This window comes from Paenibacillus sp. HW567 (assembly GCF_000374185.1).
GTDB lineage: Bacteria > Bacillota > Bacilli > Paenibacillales > Paenibacillaceae > Paenibacillus_AQ.
In genome coordinates this window covers 4,963,287-4,984,926 of the sequence record NZ_KB910518.1, presented here as the reverse complement: position 1 = coordinate 4,984,926, position 21,640 = coordinate 4,963,287, and the positions used below count along the sequence as shown (strand labels likewise).

Here is a 21,640-nt window from a genome sequence, read left to right as displayed (position 1 = left end):
AGCTTATGCTCACAAAACTTTTAGGAGGAATGAGAAGAAATGAGCATGCAAAAACTGCCGGAAGACTATGAGGCCGTCCTGCCGAAACTTTACATGCTACATGCCAATGAAGGAAGCAAAGAAATGGATTCCTATCTGGTGATGAAGCGGATTATCGACATTTTTTTCTCCGCTCTTGGCCTTCTCGTGCTGCTGCCGCTGTTCGCAGTGGTTGCCATCCTGATTAAGCTGGAAGACCCGAAGGGAAAGGTGTTCTTCCGCCAGAACCGGGTTGGCAAGGGTGAGAAGCTGTTTCCAATGTATAAATTCAGATCCATGGTCTCCAATGCCGAGGAGCTGAAAGCGAATCTGATGGCCTACAACGAGGTCAGCGGTGCGATGTTCAAGATCAAGAATGATCCGCGCATCACACGTATCGGAAGATTCCTGCGCAAGACGAGTATTGATGAGCTGCCTCAGCTCTGGAATGTGCTGGTGGGTCATATGAGTCTGGTCGGTCCCCGTCCTCCGCTGGTGGAAGAGGTGGCGCAGTATACGGAATATGACAAGCAGCGGCTTATGGTTACTCCGGGCTGCACCGGCTACTGGCAGGTCAATGCCAGAAACAGCGTCGGCTTTGACGAAATGGTGCAGCTTGATCTGACGTATATTCATATCCGGAGCACGATGCTGGATCTCAAAATTATTGCCAAAACCGGACTGATGCTGCTCGGGTCCAAAGATGCATATTAATAAAAATGGAAATTGGGTGAAAGCCGATGCTTGTATACGGGGACGTTCCTAAGATTTCCATAATCATCTGCACCTACAACAGATCAGCCTTGCTGGTTAAGACACTGCAGTCGCTGTTGCCGCTGGAGAATCTGGATCAGGCCGAAGTCATTGTGGTGGATAACCGCTCCAAGGATGATACGGCGGCTGCCATCAGGCGGTTCATAGACGATCACGGCGCAGATATGGATATCCGTTACCTTCTGGAGCCGATACAGGGATTATCGGCCGCCCGGAATTCAGGAATTCTGGCTTCCAAATCGCCGCTAATCGCTTTTCTCGATGACGATGCGATTCCTTGCCGGAATTGGATTACAACAATTGTAAGCACCTTTGAACAAAGACCTGAGGTTATGGCTATGGGCGGCAAAATTGCTCCGATCTTCGAAAGCAAACGCCCGGAATGGCTGATTAAGCCCTTCGAGCTTCCTTACACGATTGTGGATCTGGGCAACAAGATCAAGGAATATCCGAAGCGGCTTCATCCCTGCGGCGCCAACATGGCGATGCGCAAGGTAGCCTTCGACATCAGCCTGTTTCCTCTGGAGCTGGGAAGAAAAGGCGATTCACTTCTCTCCGGTGAAGAGACCTGGCTGTTCAATCAATTGGAAAGTGAAGGACATTCAATCCTCTATCACCCGCAGATGGCTGTCGATCATTTCGTGCCCGCTAACCGGCTGACGGAAGATTGGATTATGAAAAGATATTACAGCCAGGGCATATCCAACGCCATGAAAAGCGAAGGTGTGAAGGGTAATCTGCTCCTGCTGGGGAAGACGGCGGCTAAAGTCATGTATATACTGGCAGATTCCATCCTTTCCAGAAGCCAGGGAAGAAAGCTCTTGAACAAATGCCGGCTGGAGAGTATCCGCGGAACTCTTCATATGATCTGGAACCGGAAGAGGGAATCTGCAGCGGGGTGAGGGTGACAATGACGAATTTTGCGTGGGGCTCCAAAATATTACCATACGGAATGCTCTACCTCTTGTCCGCATTGTTCCTGGGAACGGCGGTCATCTACCAGCCGATGATAGCGGTAGCTGCCGTACTTCTGATACTTTTGCTGGTGGTCTCGATCTCGCGTCCTGAGCTCATCAGCTATTTCGTTCTGCTGACGACGGCGATTTCCATCAACTTTCTGTATGACGGCAGCATGTTCGGCATTGAAATTCTATCGTTCTACAAGCTGGTCATCCTGATGCTGCTGGTTCCCTGCATACTGGTGAACGGATTGAAGTTCCGTCTCAGCCCGCCCCTTTGGGCAATGGTGGCGCTGGTCTTTATCACCTTCGGCTTCTCCATCTGGCTGCCGGAGATGAGCGGATCTATTGCCGTCAAAGCTTTTATCGGGCTCTCCCTGCCCTTTGTTTTCCTCTTGATCAACTGGAAGAAGGAAGTGGCAGAGCGGCAAATCCGCATTATCACTATGCTTCCGCTGGTGAGTGTGCTGGCCGGAATTATGCTGCAGGTGGTGCATCTGCACAATTTTCTGGATGTCGAGTTCACGGGAGCGGTGCGGATTCAGGGAGCGAATATTCCGGCGCATCTGGCAATGCTGGCCTTTATGGGCGTAGGGATTGCTTTTATCGAGATTAAGCGAAGTCCGCAGCATATCCGCTTTTTCTACATCATGCTGGCACTGAATTTCCTGATTCTCATTGGAACAGGGACACGGGGACCGGTACTCGCACTGATCTTGATGGTCCTTTATTATTTTTACGATATTTCGCGGCAGTACTTGAAAGGCAGAACGAAGTATCTGATTCCGCTCCTGTGCTCGGTGATCCTGATCTTCTCAGCCGTGTATCTGCAGCTCGATAACATCAAGAAGCGTTCCTTCGAACGCTCGACGGAGACGGGCGTTGACCTGTCGGGCCGGGCGGAAGCCTGGACGTATTTCCTGAACAAGGCGGCGGATTCTCCGTGGTCGGGCAGAGGACTTGGAGCTGTTACGGTGGCGAATGACGGGACGCTCTATAAAGGTTTTGTAGTTCCGCATAATGAGTATATCCGCTTCTACTATGATGGCGGGTATATCGGGGCCATACTGCTGCTGATTTCTCTACTTGCCGTATTTCTGCTGGTGTACAGAGCTTTGGCACCGCCGGTCAGACCTTATTACCTGCTCTTTCTAGCAGCGTTTCTGATTTATTCTTTTTCCGATAACACGCTGTCGACGGTCCAATCCATCATTCCGTTCTGTTGGTACCTGAACTGCCTGTATCGTTCTTCACAGTCCACCGATTCCCCACAAAAAGAAGTGATACGATGAACCAAGTGAACATGTTCGATGTCAATTTCGATAACTATGATTTCATGGATTTGCTTGATTACATTGACAAGACGATTCAGGAACGGACGCAATCCTACATCCTGACCTGCAACGTTGATCACGTAATCAAGCTGCGCAAGGACCAAGAGTTCAGGACGGTTTATTCCGAAGCAGGCGCCGTAGTGGCGGATGGTATGCCGCTGATCTGGGCTTCGAAGATGCTGGGCAAGCCGCTGAAGCAAAAGGTATCGGGAGCTGATCTCTTCAGCCGCCTCGGCAATGCCTTCGAGCAAAGGAAGTACCGGTTGTTCTTCCTGGGCTCGGCGGAGGGCGTGCCGGAACGGGCGACCAAGAACCTTAAAGCGGCTTATCCGGGCATGAACATTGTCGGCTGCTATTCTCCTTCCTACGGCTTTGAGCACAACGATGAAGAGAACAAGCGCATTATTGAAATGCTGACCGAAAGTCAGCCGGATATTGTGTTCGTAGGCGTGGGAGCGCCGAAGCAGGAGAAGTGGATTTACCGGCATTACAATACTTATCGCGCGCCGATCTCCATTGGCGTAGGAGCTACCTTTGACTTTCTGTCAGGCTCGGTGAAACGGGCGCCGGATTTTATGCAGAGAACAGGCCTGGAATGGTTCTGGCGGCTCAGTCAGGAACCGGGGCGGCTATGGAAAAGATATCTTGTCGATGATGCCCAATTCCTGGTGCTGCTGCTCAAGGAGCTGCGCAAGCGGGATAAAGCAAAGGGAGGCAGGCTGGAATGAATGTAAGTCTTCCGTCCATGAAATCAGTAGGGGCGATGATGTTAATCTGCGGCATATGTCTTGGCCTTCCGCTGATGATCGGATTTGCCAGTGCGAAGCTCAGCGCTTCCAGCAGTCTGCAGGGGATTATCCTGGCGGGAATTCTGTTCCCGGCCTTCCTGCTGGCGCTGCTGAAGCCGCGGCTGCTAATCGCCTACACCTTGCTGGTCTGGGCGGTTGCCCCGGAGCTGCGGCGGATCGCCGATTGGGCGGAGGGGGTCTATCATTCCGTATCACTGCTCAGTCTGGCGCCACTGCTCACAGGAGCTGCGCTGGCGATACCGGTACTGAAGGAGATTCACCGCATCCGCAAATCCTCCACCCGGATTATGATGCTGTTCGCGGTAGCGCTGGCTTACGGATCGCTGATCGGGCTGGCCAAGAACGGCATCGGCTCCGTGTACGACCTGGCGAATTACATCGTGCCGCTGCTGCTGATTCCGTTCTTCGCTGTAACACGCTTTAAGCCGAAGGATATTGACCGGCTGCTGTACGCTTACGCGAACATCGCGGTTCTCGTCGCCGTGTACGGGATCATCCAATACCTGACCGTTCCGCCATGGGATGCCTTCTGGATGCGGAACGCCGACATGATGTCTATCGGAACACCTTATCCGCTGGAGATCAGGGTATTCTCCACCCTGAATTCTCCGGGACCGGCGGCGACGTTTCTGGTCTTTGCCCTGGTGCCGATGATTCTGGAGAAAAAATGGCAGGGTACGCTGCGCTGGGCCGGCGTACTGCTCGTGGTCATCTGCCTGCTCACCACCCTGGTCCGTTCCGCTTGGCTCGTCCTGCTGGTGATGCTGCTAGTATACATTGCCTCATCCTCTTCCAAGGGGAAATGGAAAACGCTGCTCCAGCTCGTTTTTGTCGGTGCTGCGCTCTTCTGGATCGTCCCCAAGCTGCCCGGTGCCGAAGGGCTGGTGGCCCGGATGGAGACATTGACCTCCGTAGAGCAGGACCATTCCTATAATGAGCGCCTGAACCTCTGGCAGAACATGCTGCCGATGGTCGCCGCCAATCCGGTCGGCCAGGGAATCGGCAGCGTCGGACAGGGCACGAAGCTTGGAAATGGCGGGGAGCTTGGAGAATACGGCAATATGGACAACGGTTTTATTGCATTGCTGCTGACCTTTGGAGTTCTGGGCGCGCTCTTCTTCTTCGGCGCTCTGGGTGCAGTGATTAAGCAGATTGTAGTTCGGGTCACCAGCAAGGACAGCCTCCAGCCTTATGCCCGGCTGTCGCTGGCGGCCTGGATGGGGGCGGTGGCCAGCCTGGTATCGGACAACGGGTTTCCCGGACTTAAGGGGTACCTGATCTGGATGCTGATCGGCCTTGGCCTCGGCGCTAAAGAGATTATTGAGAGCAGAAAGAAGGGAACACCACATGCAGCCATCGAACGCGAAATCACTTCCCACTAGCACCGTCTTGTCCTCGCTGCGAAGATTTACGAAGAGCAAGGACAACAGTTCAGCCGCAGTGAAGACCATGTTCGTCAGCGTGCTGATCCTGCTGGTTAATATGCTGACCGGTGTGCTGACCGCCCGCTATCTGGGGCCAACCGGACGCGGGGAGCAGACAGCTATGGTGAACTGGTCGCAGTTTCTGGCGTTCAGCATGAGCTTCGGCATTCCTTCGGCGCTGATCTACAACGCCAAGAAGAATCCTGACGAAGCAGGCGTGCTCTACCGGGTGTCCCTGCTGATCGCACTTGGATTCGGAATCGCGGCTATGATCGTCGGGATTGTGGTCCTTCCGTACTGGCTGAAATCCTTCAGCCCGAGTGTGGTTCTGTTCGCGCAATGGTCGATGATCCTCTGTCCGCTAATCGTGGTGTCACAGATCAACAATGCGGCCTTTCAATTCAGGGGCGATTACAAAACCTTCAACTGGCTGCGGTACCTGATTCCGCTGCTGACACTGGCGGCCATCGGTGTTCTGATCCTTACCCATTCGATGAATCCTTTTACAACGGCCTTGGCTTATCTGGCGCCGTCGGTGCCGCTCTTCATCTGGATGACGATTTCGCTGCTCCGCACCTACAAGGTGAAGATGAAGGATGCCTACCTGAATTTCAAAAGACTGTTCACCTACGGGCTGGGTTCCTACGGTAACGATCTGCTCGGACAGTTCTCCTACTATATCGACCAGATTATCATCGCCGGCCTGCTGCGGCCGGCGGATCTGGGGCTGTATGCGGTGGCGGTGAGCCTCTCGCGGATGGTCAACTTCTTCTCGAACTCGATCACCGTGGTGCTCTTCCCGAAAGCCTCCGAGCTGTCCAAGGATCAGGCGGTTGCCCTTACCTTCAAAGCCTTTCGGATCAGCACAACCTGCACCCTGCTGGGCTCGCTGTTCCTGATGCTGGTCGCGCCGTTCGTTATTCCGCTGCTGTACGGCAAGGATTTCAACACCGCTCTGACAGTGTTCCGCCTGCTGCTGCTGGAAGTGACGATCAGCGGGGGAACGCTGATTCTGGCCCAGGTGTTCATGGCGCTCGGCAAGCCGAAATTTGTCTCGATCCTTCAGGGGGTGGGACTGATTCTGGTAATCCCGCTGCTCTTCCTGCTGGTGCCGAAGTTCGGATTGTTCGGGGCAGGGGTGGCGATGCTATCCTCGGCGGTGCTGCGGTTCCTGTTCATTATTCTGAATATCAGATACAACCTGAAGGTCAAGCTGCCCCGGCTGTTCATTAACGGGGATGACATTCAGTGGATGAAGACAACGATGAATTCCTATATCCGCAAAAAACCTATGGATACAAGCAATTAAAGTAATTACAGCGGTTAAGCGAGCAGTGCAACTCGCGAGCTAAGTTTTTGCTTAAAAGACAAATGGACGGTGTCAGAGGAGTGGAAAGGAAGTTTGGAGCTGGAGAAGCGTTAGCGTTCGCCTTTGTCTTCCGATTTCAACCGCAAATTGCGGTTCTAATCAAAGAAATCGGAAGACAACAGCGATCGGAAGCCCAAACATTCCTGGGAACGACGGCGAGCACCGGACAGAAAGAGGAGGATACCTTCATGGATTCAGTGACAAGCGTGCTTGGCAGACCGGGCAGCTACCCGATCTCGGCTGTCATCATCGCTCAGGATGACGAAGTTCGGATATCCAAAGCAATTCAGTCCTGCCGACTATTCGCCGATGAGGTGGTTGTAATCGACGGAGGGAGCAAAGACGGGACGGTGCAGCTTGCCGAAAGCTTGGACTGCCGGGTGTACGTCAACCCCTGGCCGGGATACGCGAAGCAAAGAGAATTCGGAGTGGAACGCGCCGTCCATGATTGGGTCTTTCTGATTGATACCGACGAAGTTGTCAGCGATGAGCTGGCGAAGGACATTCTTGAACGCAAGCCGGGCCTGACGGACAGCGCCGCAGCTTACTCGCTGTACCGGATCGGTGATTTTCTGGGCAGGTGGCTGGATAAGGGTGAGTATCTGGTGCGCCTCTACAACCGCAAGCAGTATGGCATCCGCAACAGCTTAGTGCATGAAATGCCCGAGGTGGAGGAGGAGAAGACGGTCCGCCTGAACGGAATCCTCTGGCATCAGGGCTTCCGCAGCATCAATGACCATGTGGCCCGCTTCAACAAATACACCGATCTGGAGGCGCAAAGCGCTTATGCCAGCGGCAAGCCTTTTAAGCTCAGTCACTTGCTGCTTCGCCCGCCGGCGCGGTTCCTGCAGAAATATTTTCTGCATGGCCTGTTCAAGAAAGGTATTTCAGGTTTTGCGGTATCCGTATTCTGGGTGATGTACGAATTCATGGTTGGCTTCAAGCTTTACGAATTGAACAGCTCCGGCAAGCTGGCCCGGCATAATGCAGAGGGGCAAGCCAAGCAGGAGAAGAAAGGGGAGAGAAGCTATGCCGTACAGTGATGGATTGAACATTATGACGACCGGCCTAAGCTGGCCTTCGTTACAGCCGGGCGGGCTTAACACCTATTTTAAATCCGTGTGTGAGCAGCTCTCCTCCCGCAACCGGGTGCATGCGCTGATCTGCAGCCAGGAGACGCCTTCTACGCCAAAGGAACTGATTATCCACAACGCAGGCGATCCGCAGCAGACGATCTGGAAGCGCAAGGACGCCTTCCAGCGCAAGGCGGCAGATCTCATGGGGAATGGCAGCGGACGGATTGATATCCTCTATTCCCACTTTGCCCCTTACGGCGTCGGACCGGCGATAGAAGCGAAGAAACGCGGAATTCCGGTAATTACGACCTTTCACGGACCCTGGAATGAAGAGATGAAGATCGAAGGTCAGGGCATCAAGCACCGCGTCAAGACGGCGATTGCGAAGTCCATTGAACATAAAGCCTATAAGCTCGCAGACAAATTCATCGTGCTCAGCGAATACTTCCGCGATATGCTGCACAGCCTGCATGGGGTTCCGCTGCACAAGATTATTGTCATCCCGGGAGCAGCCAATGTGAACCGGTTCGTACCCGCCGAGAGCCGGCTGGCAGTCCGGCGGATTCTCAATTTGCCTGAAGGGGCAACGACAGTGCTGACGGTTCGGCGCCTGATGAACCGGATGGGGCTGCTGCAGCTTCTGGAGGCTTGGAAGCAGGTGTCCGAGCGTTTCCCGAATGCGATTCTGCTCATCGGGGGCAAAGGTCCGCTGCGCGGAGAGCTGGAAGAGAAAATTGCCGACTACGGCCTTGGCAACAAGGTAAGGCTGCTCGGTTATATCCCGGATCATGAGCTGGCCTCTTATTATCAGGCGGCAGATATGTTCGTCGTTCCGTCACAGGCACTGGAAGGCTTCGGACTGATCACCGTTGAGGCGCTTGCCTCCGGACTTCCGGTAATGGCTACCCCGGTCGGCGGCAATAAGGAAATTCTGCAGGGCTTCCGCCCGGAGCTGCTGTTCAAGGGCTCATCCAGCGATGATATGGCGGAAGGCATGATCCACATGCTGAGCAACCGCAAGCTGCTGCCGGGCCGCGATGAGTGCAGAAACCATGTGCTTGAGAAATACACCTGGGAGCATGTGGGTGATCAGGTGGAATCCGTATTCCTTGAAACTCTGGGAAAGGGTGTGGCCTCAGGATGCTAAAAGTTGCTTATATTGATCACACCGCCAAATGGAGCGGCGGGGAAGTTGCCCTGTTCAACATTCTAACCAATATTGGCGAACAGATTAAGCCGCTGGTGATTCTCGCCGAGGAAGGAACACTTGCCGACCGCCTGCGGGAGAAAGGCATAGATGTCCGCATTATTCCGCTGGATGAGAGCATCCGCAGCCGCGGACGGAATACCGTCAATCTTGGCGCTCCGGCCGCCGCGCTGGGGCTGCTGGCTTACGGGCGCAAGCTGGCTCCGCTGCTCAAGGAGGAGAAGGTGGACTGCGTGCACACCAACTCCCTGAAGTCGGCATTCTATGGAGCCGTTGCCGCCAAGAAGGCCGGCGTGCCGCTAATCTGGCACATCCGGGATCACATCGGCGCCCCGTACCTGAAGCCGGTTGTCGCCAAGGCGATCCGACTGCTGTCACGCCTGCTCCCGAACGGCGTTATCGCGAATTCCCATTCCACCCTGAAGGCGCTGGAGCTGCCCCGGACGAAGAAGACGCTGGTCGTCTACTCCGCTTTTGCCAAAGCCATCGGCGAAGGCATCGTGAAGCGGGACCAGAAGAATTTCAACGTCCTGCTGGTGGGCCGGCTCGCACACTGGAAGGGCCAGCATGTCGTGCTGGAAGCCGCCAAAGCTTTTAAGAATGACAGCCGGGTGAAATTCTGGCTGGCCGGAGATGCCCTGTTCGGGGAAGAGGAATACAAGAACCAATTAATTCAGCAGATGCGGCAGGATGAGCTGACGAATGTCAGCCTGCTGGGGCATGTGGATGATATACAAGGGCTCATGAGCAAAGCGGATTTGCTGATTCACACGTCGATTACCCCTGAGCCGTTCGGCCAGGTCATCGTCGAAGGCATGGCGGCCGGACTTCCGGTGATCGCCTCCAACGAAGGCGGGCCGGTAGAGATTGTGGTTCCCGGAGAAACGGGGCTGCTTATCCAGCCCGGAGACGCTGCCATACTTGCAGAATCCGTCACTTGGATGCTGAACCATCCCGAGGAGCGCAGACGGATGGCGGACAGTGGAATGAAACGGGTGAAAGAGCATTTTGTCATCGAGAATACAGTCAAGGATATCGTCGATTACTACAAAGGCTTGCTGGCGGCGACCTGAGACTCTTCGGGACTGATCTGCTCCATAAAACTTTGAGGATGATTCACATGAAAATTGCGATAGCGCACGATTATTTAATCCAGATGGGTGGGGCGGAAAGGGTAGTGGAGGTATTCCACCACATGTACCCGGAAGCTCCGATCTTCACGACGGTTTTTAACGGAAGCGGCCTGACCGAGAACCTCAAAGATGCGGATATCCGGGCCTCCTGGCTGCAAAAAATTCCGGGAGTGAAGACCAACTTTAAAGGGGTGCTGCCGCTTTATCCCATGGCCATCCGTGATTTGGACTTTCGCGGGTACGATATCGTCCTGAGCTCCAGCAGTGCTTTTATGAAAAGCATACAGGTGCCTGAATCTACATTCCATCTGTGCTACTGTCATACGCCGATGCGGTTCGCCTGGGATTATGACACGTACATGGAGCGGCAATCGAATTCCGGCCTGTTCAAAAGGCTGCTCAAGGTCTACATGCAGCGGCTCAAGACCTGGGACCAGCGGACGTCCAAAAATGTTAACCAGTTCGTTGCGAACTCCTCCGTCGTGAAGACGCGGATTCAGAACTATTACCACCGGGATGCGGATGTGATTTTTCCGCCGATCAATACGGCCCGCTTCACCAGTTCATCCTCTATCGGTGACTACTATCTGATCGTATCCCGGCTAGTCTCCTACAAGCGGATTGATCTGGCCGTGGAAGCCTTCAACAGGAACGGACTGAAGCTGTACATCGTCGGTGACGGGCCGGACCGCAAGCGTCTGGAGGGCATGGCCAAGGACAATGTATCGTTTCTGGGCCGGCTGGGGGATGCGGAGGTTACTGGGCTGATGTCGCAGTGCCGGGCGTTTATTTTTCCGGGAGAAGAGGATTTCGGCATCACGCCGCTGGAGGCGAATGCGGCTGGAAGACCGGTGATCGCTTATCAGGCCGGTGGGGCGCTGGATACCATCGTACCTTATGTCAACGGCGTATTTTTCCAGCGTCAGGAAGTTGATGATTTGCTGCAAGCCATAAATGAAGTGGAGTCCTATGCGTGGGACATTGGGCAGATTATGGGCCATGCGCGTAAATTCGATGAACAGGCGTTTATGGTTCAGTTCAAGCAATATGTGGAACAGGCCTACGTCAATTTTCTTAAGGGAGGATGATTGTATGAAGCTGACAGTAATCGGTACCGGCTATGTCGGTCTTGTATCTGGCGTATGTTTTACATTGAATGGGAATCATGTGATTTGCGTGGATAAGGATGAGGAAAAGATCAGCAAGCTGAAGCGGATGGAATCTCCTATCTATGAACCGGGAATTGAAGCGCTGATTGAAATGAACCTGCGTGAAGGCAGGCTGAGCTTCTCCTCTGATCTTCAGGAATCGGTCCGAAGCTCCGATATCGTCATCCTGGCGGTGGGCACGCCTTCTCTACCGAGCGGTGAAGCAAATTTAAGCTATATCGAAGGTGCAGCGATAGAAATCGCGCAAGCGATGGAAGGCTATAAAATCATCATGACCAAGTCGACGGTTCCCGTCGGCACCAATGAGAAAATCCGCAGCATTATCGCCTCCCACACGAACCATCCCTTCGATATCGTCTCCGCTCCGGAATTTCTCCGCGAGGGCTCAGCCATCCGCGATACGCTTCATCCCGACCGGATTGTCATCGGACTGGATAATCCGCAGCTCGAACCGACCATGCGTCAGCTTCACCAGGGCTTCACGGAAAATGTGTTCGTAACAGATATCCGCAGTGCGGAAATGATCAAATATGCTTCCAACGCCTTTCTGGCGACGAAGATTTCCTTCATTAACGAAATTGCCAACATTTGCGAAAAAGTAGGAGCCGATGTAACCAATGTAGCGGAGGGCATGGGAATGGACCGCAGAATTGGCTCATCCTTCCTGCAGGCCGGTATCGGTTATGGAGGCTCCTGTTTCCCGAAGGACACCAATGCGCTGATCCAGATCGCCGGCAACGTGGATTACGAGTTCAAGCTGCTGAAATCGGTAGTCGAGGTGAACAAAGACCAGCGTTTCATGATTATCTCGAAGCTGCATGAATCCCTTGGCAGCCTGCGCGGTGCGGTCATCGGCATCTGGGGGCTGGCCTTCAAGCCGAACACCGATGATGTCCGCGAGGCTCCGGCCCGCGAAATCATTGAGGTGCTGGTGGGCGAAGGCGCTACGGTGAAGCTGTATGATCCGATCGCCGCGGATAACTTCAGACAGCAATATGATCATCCGCAGCTCCGCTGGTGCGGGCTTCCCGAAGAAGCAGCCGACGGCAGCGATGCCGTGTGCCTGCTGACCGACTGGAGCATGTTCAAGGAGATCGACCTGCACCGTCTTGCGGAGAGCATGCGCCGCCAGGTGCTGATCGACGGCCGCAACGTCTACTCCAAGGAGCAGATCGAAGGCACGGGCCTTGAGTACCACTCTGTCGGCCGCCCGCAAATGGGAGGCCTGAGCGGCTACTCCCCCAGCGTAGCCGGCGCGGTCTAAGGCTAAGCACTTATCGCTTTAACGCTCTTGCCGCTAACTGCCGCCCAACAAGCGGCAATGCCGGAACTTTAGCAGTGTGCTTCGCCTTCGGGCGAGGCGAGCAAAGGGTTGGTGCATACAGAACGCCTAGTACAACAAGCGTTCTTAACAGAAGGTTGTAAGCTTCGCAGCGCAGCGGCCGAAAGCCCAACACTGCCGCGACACAAGCGGCAATGCCCGGATCTTTAGCAGGGAGCTTCGCCCCCGGGTGAAGCGAGCAAAGAGGCTGTTAAGGGAAGGAACGGAGAGGAATTTTGGAACTGTAGGAGCGTAGCGTCCGCCTTTGTCTCCGGATTTCTACCGCGAACAGCGGTCTAAATCAGGAAATCTGGAGACAACAGCCGGCCGAAAGTCCAAACATTCCTTGCAGTGACTCCCGCAACAGCTCGCCTTTAAGCTTCGTCCCCGTCGAAGCTAACAATAACAATCCGATATTATCGCGACAACTCATAAATGGGAGGGTTCACTCATGAAACTGGTACTTCTATCAGGCGGTTCTGGTAAACGGCTCTGGCCTTTGTCCAACGATTCACGTTCGAAGCAATTTCTGAAGGTACTGGAAAGCCCGGCCGGTGAACCGGAATCTATGGTACAGCGTGTATGGAGACAACTGCAGGAGACAGGAATGGCGAAATCCTCGTACCTTGCTACCGGCCGCAGCCAGGTCGAAATGATTCAGAGCCAGCTCGGTGCAGAGGTACCAATCATTGTGGAGCCTGAACGCCGCGATACTTTTCCGGCCATCGCCCTGACGGCTGCCTATTTGTATTCAATGGGCGGCGTGTCTCCAAGTGAGACCGTGGCTATTCTTCCGGTTGATCCGTATGTGGAGACTTCATTTTTTGATACGGTAATGCAGCTTGAGGCAACCATGCAGGAGAGCGGCGCAAATCTGGCGCTGATGGGCGTAGTCCCTGAGCTTGCTTCGGAGAAATACGGCTACATCATTCCTACCGGTGATACGGCGGGGGCAAGTGGTTATATGCAGGTGAGCCACTTCCAGGAGAAGCCCGACCGTGTCCTGGCCGAGGAGCTGATCAGCCGCGGCGCACTGTGGAACTGCGGCGTATTCGCTTTCCGGCTCGGGTATCTGCTTGATATCTTGCAGCGGAAAGGGCTGCCTCTGAATTATGAGGAGCTGCAGAAGCAGTATAAATTGCTGTCCTCTATCAGCTTTGACTACGAAGTGGTAGAGAAGGAAGAGAATATTGTCGTACAGCCCTACGCCGGATTCTGGAAGGACTTAGGCACCTGGAATACGCTGACCGAAGAAATGAGCAGCAACCATGTGGGCAAAGGTTTTGTGACTGCCGATTCCGAAGGAACCAGCCTGATCAATGAGCTTGATATTCCAATTACTGTAATTGGAGCCAAGGACCTGATTATCGCTGCCAGCCCGGATGGCATTCTGGTAACCCATAAGACAGAAAGCCCGCGCATCAAGGAAGTGCTGAAATCTTTTGAACAAAGACCGATGTACGAGGAACGCCGCTGGGGCCACTACAAGGTGATTGATTACGTGAAGTATGATGAGGGCAATGAGGTGCTGACCAAGCGGATTTTCATAACCAAGGGTAAAAATATCAGCTATCAGCTTCACCACAAGCGCAGTGAAATCTGGACCATCGTCAGCGGTGAGGCGAGCATTGTGCTGAATGAGAAGAAACATAATGTGAAAGCAGGGGATGTGGTCCGCATACCGGAAGGCACCAAACATGCGATTCTGGCTCTGACGGATGTGGAGTTTATTGAAGTTCAGACCGGCTCGGAGCTGGTGGAGGAGGACAATATTCGCATTACTCTGGACTGGGAAGATATCGCCCTGCAGCAGTTCATTTCATAGGCGAATTAATCTATTTACCCAATTGTTACAAACCCAAAACAGGTATTAAGAACCATTTATTAAGAAAATTTCATTTATGCTCTAAACTATAAACTATTCGCGACGATACTTACGGTAAGAGGGATTATTCCTTCACAACGAAAAGGCAAACCTATCGAAAGGTAGGGACGCAAAGCTATAGGGCCTTCGAAAGAGTGGCAGCCTGGCTACCGAAAGGAAGAAGAATGATGACAACTTACCGTAATTTTCGTTTTTTGAGTGCTGTTTTGTCCATTGCTCTGTTTATGACTGCATTAGGGATTGCGCCTTCATCCGCAAGGGCTGCTGCAAGTCCTTCAGCTCCGGTCAACCCCGATGCCTCCCCGGCGGCAGTCAAACTGCTTAGCGACCTCTATTCCATTACAGGTAAAGGCATTATCTCCGGACAGCATGACTACCTGGAAAGTCCCGATGAATTCAGCAACAAGCTTAAGGGAACAAGCGGGCAATTTGCGGCCCTTCACGGCTATGAACTGGGCGTGATCAGCGGTCAATCGGAGAGCACTGCAGCCGAGCAGCGCCGGAATGTAGTGAACAGTGCGATCAACTGGTATAAAAATGGCGGAATCGTCGCGATGACCTTCCATGAGCAATTGCCCGGCACTTCATATCAATGGGCCAACGTCCAAATGCCGTTAACCCAAGACAATTTTGATAAGTATGTAACACCGGGAACAACGCAGTACAACAGCCTGATCGCCGATCTGGACAAGGTAGCGGTCTCGCTCAAGACTCTGCGGGATGCAGGTGTTCCGGTACTCTGGAGACCTTATCATGAAATGAACGGCAACTGGTTCTGGTGGGGGAAGAAAAACAACTTCCCCAAGCTATGGAATATTATGTATGACCGCTTTGTGGGCGTTCATAAATTAAACAACCTGCTGTGGGTATGGAACCCGAATGCGCCGAATACCTGGTCCGATCCCTATGCCTTGACTTATCCAGGGGCTGACAAGGTAGACGTTCTTGCGGCAGATATATACGATAACGATTATATGAATATCTATCATGACAGCCTGCTGAGCCTTGCTAACGGCAAACCCATTGCCATCGGTGAAAATGGTCAAATGCCAAGCACAGCAAAGCTGAAGCAATCCCAGAAAAATTGGGTATATATGATGAGCTGGGGCAAAATGCTCTATGAGAACAACAGTGCCGATACCATCAAAAGCTTCATGAATGACAGCTATACACTAACCCGTGACAAATACAAAGCGGGATTGGCACCGACAGCAACACCGACGCCGACGCCAACGGCAACACCGAAGCCAACAGCGACACCAACACCAACGCCAACAGCAACACCGAAGCCAACAGCGACACCGACACCAACCTCAGTACCTACGGCAAAGCCAACTTCAACACCGTACGATGACGATGCGGCACAAGCACCAGGGCCAATCCTGAATGGTCTTCAGGGGGAGTACTTCAGGAACATGACACTTTCAGGCACGCCTGCCCTGGTACGCAACGATGCGGCAATCAACTTCAACTGGCGTCAGGCTGCACCTGACCCGGCGCTTGGTGTGGATGCTTTCTCCATCCGCTGGACCGGCAAGATCAAGCCGTCTTACAGTGAGACTTATCAATTCTATACCACTTCAGATGATGGTATCCGCGTCTATATTGACGGTACAGCCGTAATCGACAGTTGGATGAAGCAGAGCGGAACCGAACGAACCGGAAGCATCGCCTTAAAGGCGGGTCAGCTATACAATATCAAGGTTGAATATTACGAGAACGCGGGCGATGCCAATATCCGCCTGATGTGGCAAAGTCCCAGCCAGGCGAAGGTAACGGTTCCGGCCAGCGCTTTGTTTGTAAATACGCCGGCTGTCAACGCAAGCACAGCTTCAGCGGAGTTGGCGGCAACGGCAGCACCAGTATTAATCGCAACACAAGCACCAGCAGCAACACCAGTATCGACAGCAACACCAGCATCAACAGCAACACCAACACCAGCATCGACTGCAACACCAACACCAGTATCGACAGCAACACCAGCATCAACAGCAACACCAACACCAGCATCGACTGCAACACCAACACCAGTATCGACAGCAACACCAATACCAGCATCAGCAGCAACACCAATACCAGTATCGACAGCAACACCAACACCAGTATCGACAGCAACACCAATACCAGCAACAGTATCGGCACCTACAGCAGCGCCAACCCCAACACCGCAAGTGATCAGTGCGCCGGCTCCGGCTGCGAACGGATTGCAGGGGGAATATTTCAATAATATGCAACTGTCGGGTACTCCGGCATTGGTGCGCAATGATGCGGTGCTTGATTTCAACTGGCGTCAAGGCTCGCCGGACGCTGCAATCGGCAATGATTTCTTCTCTGTTCGCTGGAGCGGGAAGATCAAGCCGCAGTACAGTGAGACCTATTCCTTTTATACGACAACAGATGATGGTGTACGCGTTTGGGTCAATGGAACCCTGGTGATTGACAGTTGGACGAAGCAGAGCGGAACTGAACGTACAGGAAGCATAAGCCTGCAAGCCGGGCAGCTATATGAACTCAAAATGGAGTATTACGAGAATCAAGGGGATGCAAAAGCACGGCTGATGTGGGAAAGTCCGAGCCAGGTTAAAGGGACGGTCCCGGCGAACGCACTTTTTCTTCCTTCCGCTTCCTAAGTGAATTACTGCTAAATTCATCACCGAACGCCGATACTGGTTAAGTCGTTACAATACTAAATCCTATAAAGCCCACTCTTAGTGGCCCTGCTTACCGGCAGGGCTACTAAGCTATAGCCGGCATTTGCCCCAAGAAGTATCGCCTGCACCAGGAGAGTATTCATGGCAGATGCGGCTGGAGAAAGGAGATTACATTGAACACTTTTCGCAAGTACCGGTTAATTACGATTTTTCTTGTCATCCTTAGTCTTTCTTTATTGCCCTGGACAGAGGACCGGAGTCTTCCTGTATCCGGGAATGGGCTGGTTTCGGCAGAGCCGAACGCGCCTGTGAATTCTACTGCTTCCAAGGAAGCGGCAGGTCTTCTGGATTATCTCGCCAATCTTAGCGGCAAGGGCATCGTTTCCGGCCAGCATGATTATCTGGAGAGTCCTGACGAGTTCAACAACGCGCTTAAAAATATCAGCGGGGAGTACGCGGTACTCCATGGCTATGAGCTTGGAGCGGTTAACAACCAGCCTGCGGGAACGATTGCCCGGCAGCGCCAGGCTGTTGTAGACAGTGCGATTAGGTGGTATAAGGGCGGCGGCATCGTGGCGATGACCTTCCACCAGAATCTGCCCGGAACCTCTCCCGAGTGGGCCAATGTGCGTATGAGCCTCAGCCAGGAGAAGTTTGACGCTTATGTTACGCCGGGAACCCCGCAGTACAAGAGCCTGATTGCTGCGCTTGACGAGGTTGCCTTCTACCTGGGCGAATTGCGCGATGCCGGAGTTCCGGTCCTGTGGCGGCCTTATCATGAAATGAACGGGAACTGGTTCTGGTGGGGGCAGAAGGATAATTTTACCGAGCTTTGGAATATAGCCTACGACCGTTTGGTGAACAAGCATAAGCTGAACAACCTGCTGTGGGTATGGAACCCGAATGCGCCCAATGAATGGGCAGATCCCTATGAGTCCTATTATCCTGGGACGGCTAAGGTTGACGTGCTGGCAGCGGACATTTATAACAATGATTTCAAGCAGTCGTACTATGACAACCTGCTGTCGCTGGCGGACGGCAAGCCTATCGGCATCGGCGAGAGCGGAGAGCTTCCAGACCCTGTTACATTGTCTCAAACCCAGAGCAAATGGGTATATATGATGACATGGGGGAAAATGCTGACCCAAAACAATAATCTGCAGACCATTAAAAGCTTCATGAGCAACACACGCACCTTGTCCAGAGCTGATTATATCGAGACTCAAGGCAAACCCGTCAGTACACCGATCAATACACCTCCGATCTTAAAAAACGGCTTAACCGGCCAGTATTTCAACAACGCAGACCTGTTAGGACCTGCGGTGCTGACCCGTAATGACAAGAAGATTGATTTCAATTGGCACGGAGGCTCTCCCGCGGCAGGCATCGGCAAAGATTCCTTCTCCGTTCGCTGGACGGGCAAAATCAAGCCGGTCTACAGTGAAAAGTATACCTTCATTGCTTCTTCGGATGACGGTGTCCGCGTCTGGATCGGCGGCAAGCTGATCATCGACAGTTGGAGGAAGCAAAGCGGCATCAGCCGTGAGGGTGACATCCTGCTTGCAGCAGGAACCCCGTATGATATTAAGATTGAGTATTACGAGAACCGTGGTGATGCAAACATCCGCCTAATGTGGAAAAGTCCGAGTCAGAAGACAACGGTCATTCCCCAGAACGCACTAACCTTTCCATGAAGAACTGAAGCAGCAGTGAGGCCCTATAGAGCCAGAGAATAGACACCCCGGAAGAAAGTGAGGACATGGGAATGACGATAAGGACAAAGCCAAACATCCAAAAGCCTCTTCAGCTATTGCTTAGATTTGCAGCACTCGCCATCTTGCTTCTGTTGTCTGTCTCATTCTTCGGAGATGACGGGATGAGACAGGGCAAAGTGGAGGTAGACATGTCCAAATTGTCTGCAGCGGGTGATGTTGGGCCTGAGCTGCCGAAGGGAACAATAGTATGGCAGCTCGGACAGCATGACGGCTCAGACGCAGAGTTTGCGGATGCCGCATCGGGAGCGAAGGAGGTTATCAATGTCGCTTCTTCCACGCTTAAGGCGGCAGCGCTCCAGAATATCCCTTCGGGACTAAGAGGCGACACAAATCCTGAACTCCGGATTACGTACAAGCTGGATAAGCTCCCGGTGAACGGGGTTTTGTTCCGCGTAAGCATCCTGGATGCCTACAAATCCGTTCCGCAGATGAGCGTATTCTCGAACCGGCAGTTGTCAGGCATTATTCAAATCGCCGGTGTCTCGGGAACGGACAGCAAGTATAGCTTCCGTAAAACCTATGAGCTGTACATTCCGAAGGAGCAACTGGTAGTCGGCACCAATGAACTGAAGCTGCAAACCGCACGGGGCATCTATTCTTCCGATAAGGAGGATCAATACAACTGGTGGACCTGGGATAATCTTAGCCTGGAAGCGCTCCAGAGTCCGATCAAGGAGCCTATTCACGGCAGCTATGTGCTAACCGGAACTATGGTGAACAATAAGCAGTTTTATTTTGATGAAGGTGCGGTTACGCATTTGCCTTATATCATGAAATGGCTGGGTGTAGCCTACAGCGGCAATATTATGCGCACAAGCTGCGCGAGTGATGTCGGACGCTCCTGCTCCAACATGGGGGATTATTACAAGGTATTGAAGGATTACAACATGCAGGCGGTGGCCTTGTATTTGTATACCGGAGACATCAAGCTCAAGGAGGACGGCTCGCTGCCGGATGATGCGGAGGAGAAGCTGACCGATTACTTCGAGCAGTACAGCCCGAACTTCCAATATTATGAGGTAGACAACGAGCCGGGCCTGTTCAACCGTTCCAAGGCGGTGAATCTCGCAATTGCCGACTGGCTGAACACCAAGGGCAAGTCCATCGCCCCGCATCTGAAGACCGTAGCCCCAGGCTGGGCCTATTGGCCGGATTACAGCGAGAAATCCTGCGGCAATCAGGCGGGCACGGTACGCCAGTGCGGTGACCCGGACGGCTGGGAGCGCGATCCCAAGCAGCGGGATGAGCTGGAGGAAGTAACCGATTTGACCAATGGGCATTCCTACGGTGATTCTTATATTTTCAGTAATGGAGGCAGCTTTACGGAGAATCTGAGAACCTTCGGCGGAGCCGCAGACGGACTTGGCAAAAAAATGCTGACCACCGAATTCGGAACCTCCGACTCCCATGTAGATGCCTATCAATACGGCGCTTCCGAGCGCACGGCGGCGGTGTTCGACCGGATTATGCGCGCGCATATCGGCTATGTGGATATGTTCGTGCAGCATGCCGCTTTTTTCAAAAATTTCAGCCTGTTCAAATACGGATTCAACCTGGAAGAGCATGATCCGGCGAAAACAGAAATCTATTACACCAAGCAAGGCGAGGATTCGCGCGTCAGCATTATGAGACGGCTGGATCTGGCCTATGCCACACACGGCGCTCCGCTAACGTATCAAATTACGAATAAGGATGCCTTGGCCGACAAGCTGGTCTACGTCCGTGCGGTAGATACCTCTACTCTTGAGCCGTTGGCGGGAAGCGGGGCAACCTCGAACAAGGTGCTGGTTAATTTCGTCAACTTCGAGAAGACAACGCAAACCGTCAGTGTGAAGGTCAATATGCCGGAAAAAACGGTGTATGAGGGTGAGCGTTTCGGCAACGGAGATACGTATGAAGCGGCCCGGAGCTATATTACGGGGAAAAAGGCCGAGCCTGCAATTGAATTCACAGAAACCTTGGCACCCGGTGAGGCGGTACAATACATTTTGCAGCCTTCCTCGGAGGTGGCGGATGCAGCGCCGCAAGGCCTCACAGCCTCCGCAATCAAAGGCTTATCCGTTAAGCTGGGCTGGCTGGAGGCTCCGGGGGCAAGCTATGAAGTGCTCCGTGCCGACGGCTCGGGCGGCAGCCTGAAGGTTGTCGCAACAGGTGTGCGGGGAACCGAGTACATCGACCGGAATTTGCAGGAAGGCACACTGTATACCTATGCGGTTAGAGTGTCGGGCTCTGACGTAATGTCAGAGAAAACTCAGATTACAGCCACTGGACTTGTACCGCTGGACCGTTCGGAATGGAAGGTATCGTCCAATGTCAATACAGAAGCCTCCAATCCCCTGAGTGCCATTGACGGAGACCGGCGCACGCGCTGGGATACCGGCAAACATCAGGCTTCAGGCGAATACTTCCAAATTGACTTAGGGAAAGAGTACTCCGTTGAAGCTGTCGAGCTGAACAATACCTTATCGGCCTATGATTATCCTCGGGGATATGAGCTGTATGTTTCGGATGATGCCAGCAACTGGAAGAAGGTTGTTTCCGGCAAAGGCAAGCTGGAAATGACCCGGATTGAATTCCCGTCAGTCCAAACACGGTATATCAGAGTTATGCAGACCGGCGCGGGAGGCAACTACTGGTCCATTCATGAACTGCAAGTATATTCAAGAGATTAGGATTGCCGGAAGAACCTCAGCGGGAGTATAGAGCCGCTGAGGTTTTTGCTGTTGCAAAACCCGC

General features: G+C 53.2%; 15 protein-coding genes and 1 riboswitch. All 15 genes read left to right on the top strand.

Annotated features, from left to right (window positions below):
• Positions 1–39 precede the first annotated feature (39 nt).
• Positions 40–732: a sugar transferase gene (locus B212_RS0122115; RefSeq protein ID WP_019913303.1), complete on the top strand. Its 693-nt coding sequence runs from the start codon at positions 40–42 to the stop codon at positions 730–732.
• A 26-nt stretch (positions 733–758) separates the two neighbouring features.
• Positions 759–1,694 (top strand): glycosyltransferase, encoded by a 936-nt coding sequence (locus B212_RS0122110; RefSeq protein WP_019913302.1) that lies wholly within the window; start codon positions 759–761, stop codon positions 1,692–1,694.
• Positions 1,695–1,702: 8 nt separating this feature from the next.
• Complete coding sequence (locus B212_RS0122105) at positions 1,703–3,043, top strand: O-antigen ligase family protein (protein WP_019913301.1); 1,341 nt, start codon at positions 1,703–1,705, stop codon at positions 3,041–3,043.
• Positions 3,040–3,813: a WecB/TagA/CpsF family glycosyltransferase gene (locus B212_RS0122100; RefSeq protein ID WP_019913300.1), complete on the top strand. Its 774-nt coding sequence runs from the start codon at positions 3,040–3,042 to the stop codon at positions 3,811–3,813. The genes B212_RS0122105 and B212_RS0122100 overlap by 4 nt, the downstream gene beginning before the upstream one ends.
• Positions 3,810–5,276: an O-antigen ligase family protein gene (locus B212_RS0122095; protein ID WP_019913299.1), complete on the top strand. Its 1,467-nt coding sequence runs from the start codon at positions 3,810–3,812 to the stop codon at positions 5,274–5,276. The genes B212_RS0122100 and B212_RS0122095 overlap by 4 nt, the downstream gene beginning before the upstream one ends.
• On the top strand, positions 5,242–6,627 hold the full coding sequence (locus B212_RS0122090; RefSeq protein WP_019913298.1) for an oligosaccharide flippase family protein: 1,386 nt from the start codon (positions 5,242–5,244) through the stop codon (positions 6,625–6,627). The genes B212_RS0122095 and B212_RS0122090 overlap by 35 nt, the downstream gene beginning before the upstream one ends.
• Before the next feature lie 248 nt (positions 6,628–6,875).
• Entirely contained in the window at positions 6,876–7,730 is an 855-nt protein-coding gene (locus B212_RS0122085) for a glycosyltransferase family 2 protein (RefSeq protein WP_019913297.1), read from the top strand.
• Entirely contained in the window at positions 7,717–8,910 is a 1,194-nt protein-coding gene (locus B212_RS0122080) for a glycosyltransferase family 4 protein (protein WP_019913296.1), read from the top strand. Before B212_RS0122085 ends, B212_RS0122080 begins: the two co-directional genes overlap by 14 nt.
• Positions 8,904–10,043 (top strand): glycosyltransferase family 4 protein, encoded by a 1,140-nt coding sequence (locus B212_RS0122075; RefSeq protein WP_019913295.1) that lies wholly within the window; start codon positions 8,904–8,906, stop codon positions 10,041–10,043. The genes B212_RS0122080 and B212_RS0122075 overlap by 7 nt, the downstream gene beginning before the upstream one ends.
• 47 nt (positions 10,044–10,090) lie before the next feature.
• The gene (locus tag B212_RS0122070; RefSeq protein WP_019913294.1) at positions 10,091–11,191 is read left to right on the top strand and encodes a glycosyltransferase; all 1,101 of its coding nucleotides are present in this window, start codon (positions 10,091–10,093) and stop codon (positions 11,189–11,191) included.
• 4 nt (positions 11,192–11,195) lie between these two features.
• Positions 11,196–12,536, top strand: a complete 1,341-nt coding sequence (locus B212_RS0122065) for a UDP-glucose dehydrogenase family protein (RefSeq protein ID WP_019913293.1) — start codon at positions 11,196–11,198, stop codon at positions 12,534–12,536.
• A gap of 508 nt (positions 12,537–13,044) precedes the next feature.
• Positions 13,045–14,418 (top strand): sugar phosphate nucleotidyltransferase, encoded by a 1,374-nt coding sequence (locus B212_RS0122060; protein WP_019913292.1) that lies wholly within the window; start codon positions 13,045–13,047, stop codon positions 14,416–14,418.
• Between the two features lie 134 nt (positions 14,419–14,552).
• A riboswitch (cyclic di-GMP riboswitch) is annotated at positions 14,553–14,632 on the top strand.
• A gap of 13 nt (positions 14,633–14,645) precedes the next feature.
• The gene (locus B212_RS34000) at positions 14,646–17,108 is read left to right on the top strand and encodes a PA14 domain-containing protein (RefSeq protein ID WP_019913291.1); all 2,463 of its coding nucleotides are present in this window, start codon (positions 14,646–14,648) and stop codon (positions 17,106–17,108) included.
• Positions 17,109–17,302: 194 nt separating this feature from the next.
• Positions 17,303–18,823, top strand: a complete 1,521-nt coding sequence (locus B212_RS0122050) for a glycosyl hydrolase (protein WP_019913289.1) — start codon at positions 17,303–17,305, stop codon at positions 18,821–18,823.
• A gap of 182 nt (positions 18,824–19,005) precedes the next feature.
• Entirely contained in the window at positions 19,006–21,576 is a 2,571-nt protein-coding gene (locus B212_RS32180; RefSeq protein ID WP_019913288.1) for a discoidin domain-containing protein, read from the top strand.
• The last annotated feature ends 64 nt before the right edge of the window (positions 21,577–21,640 follow it).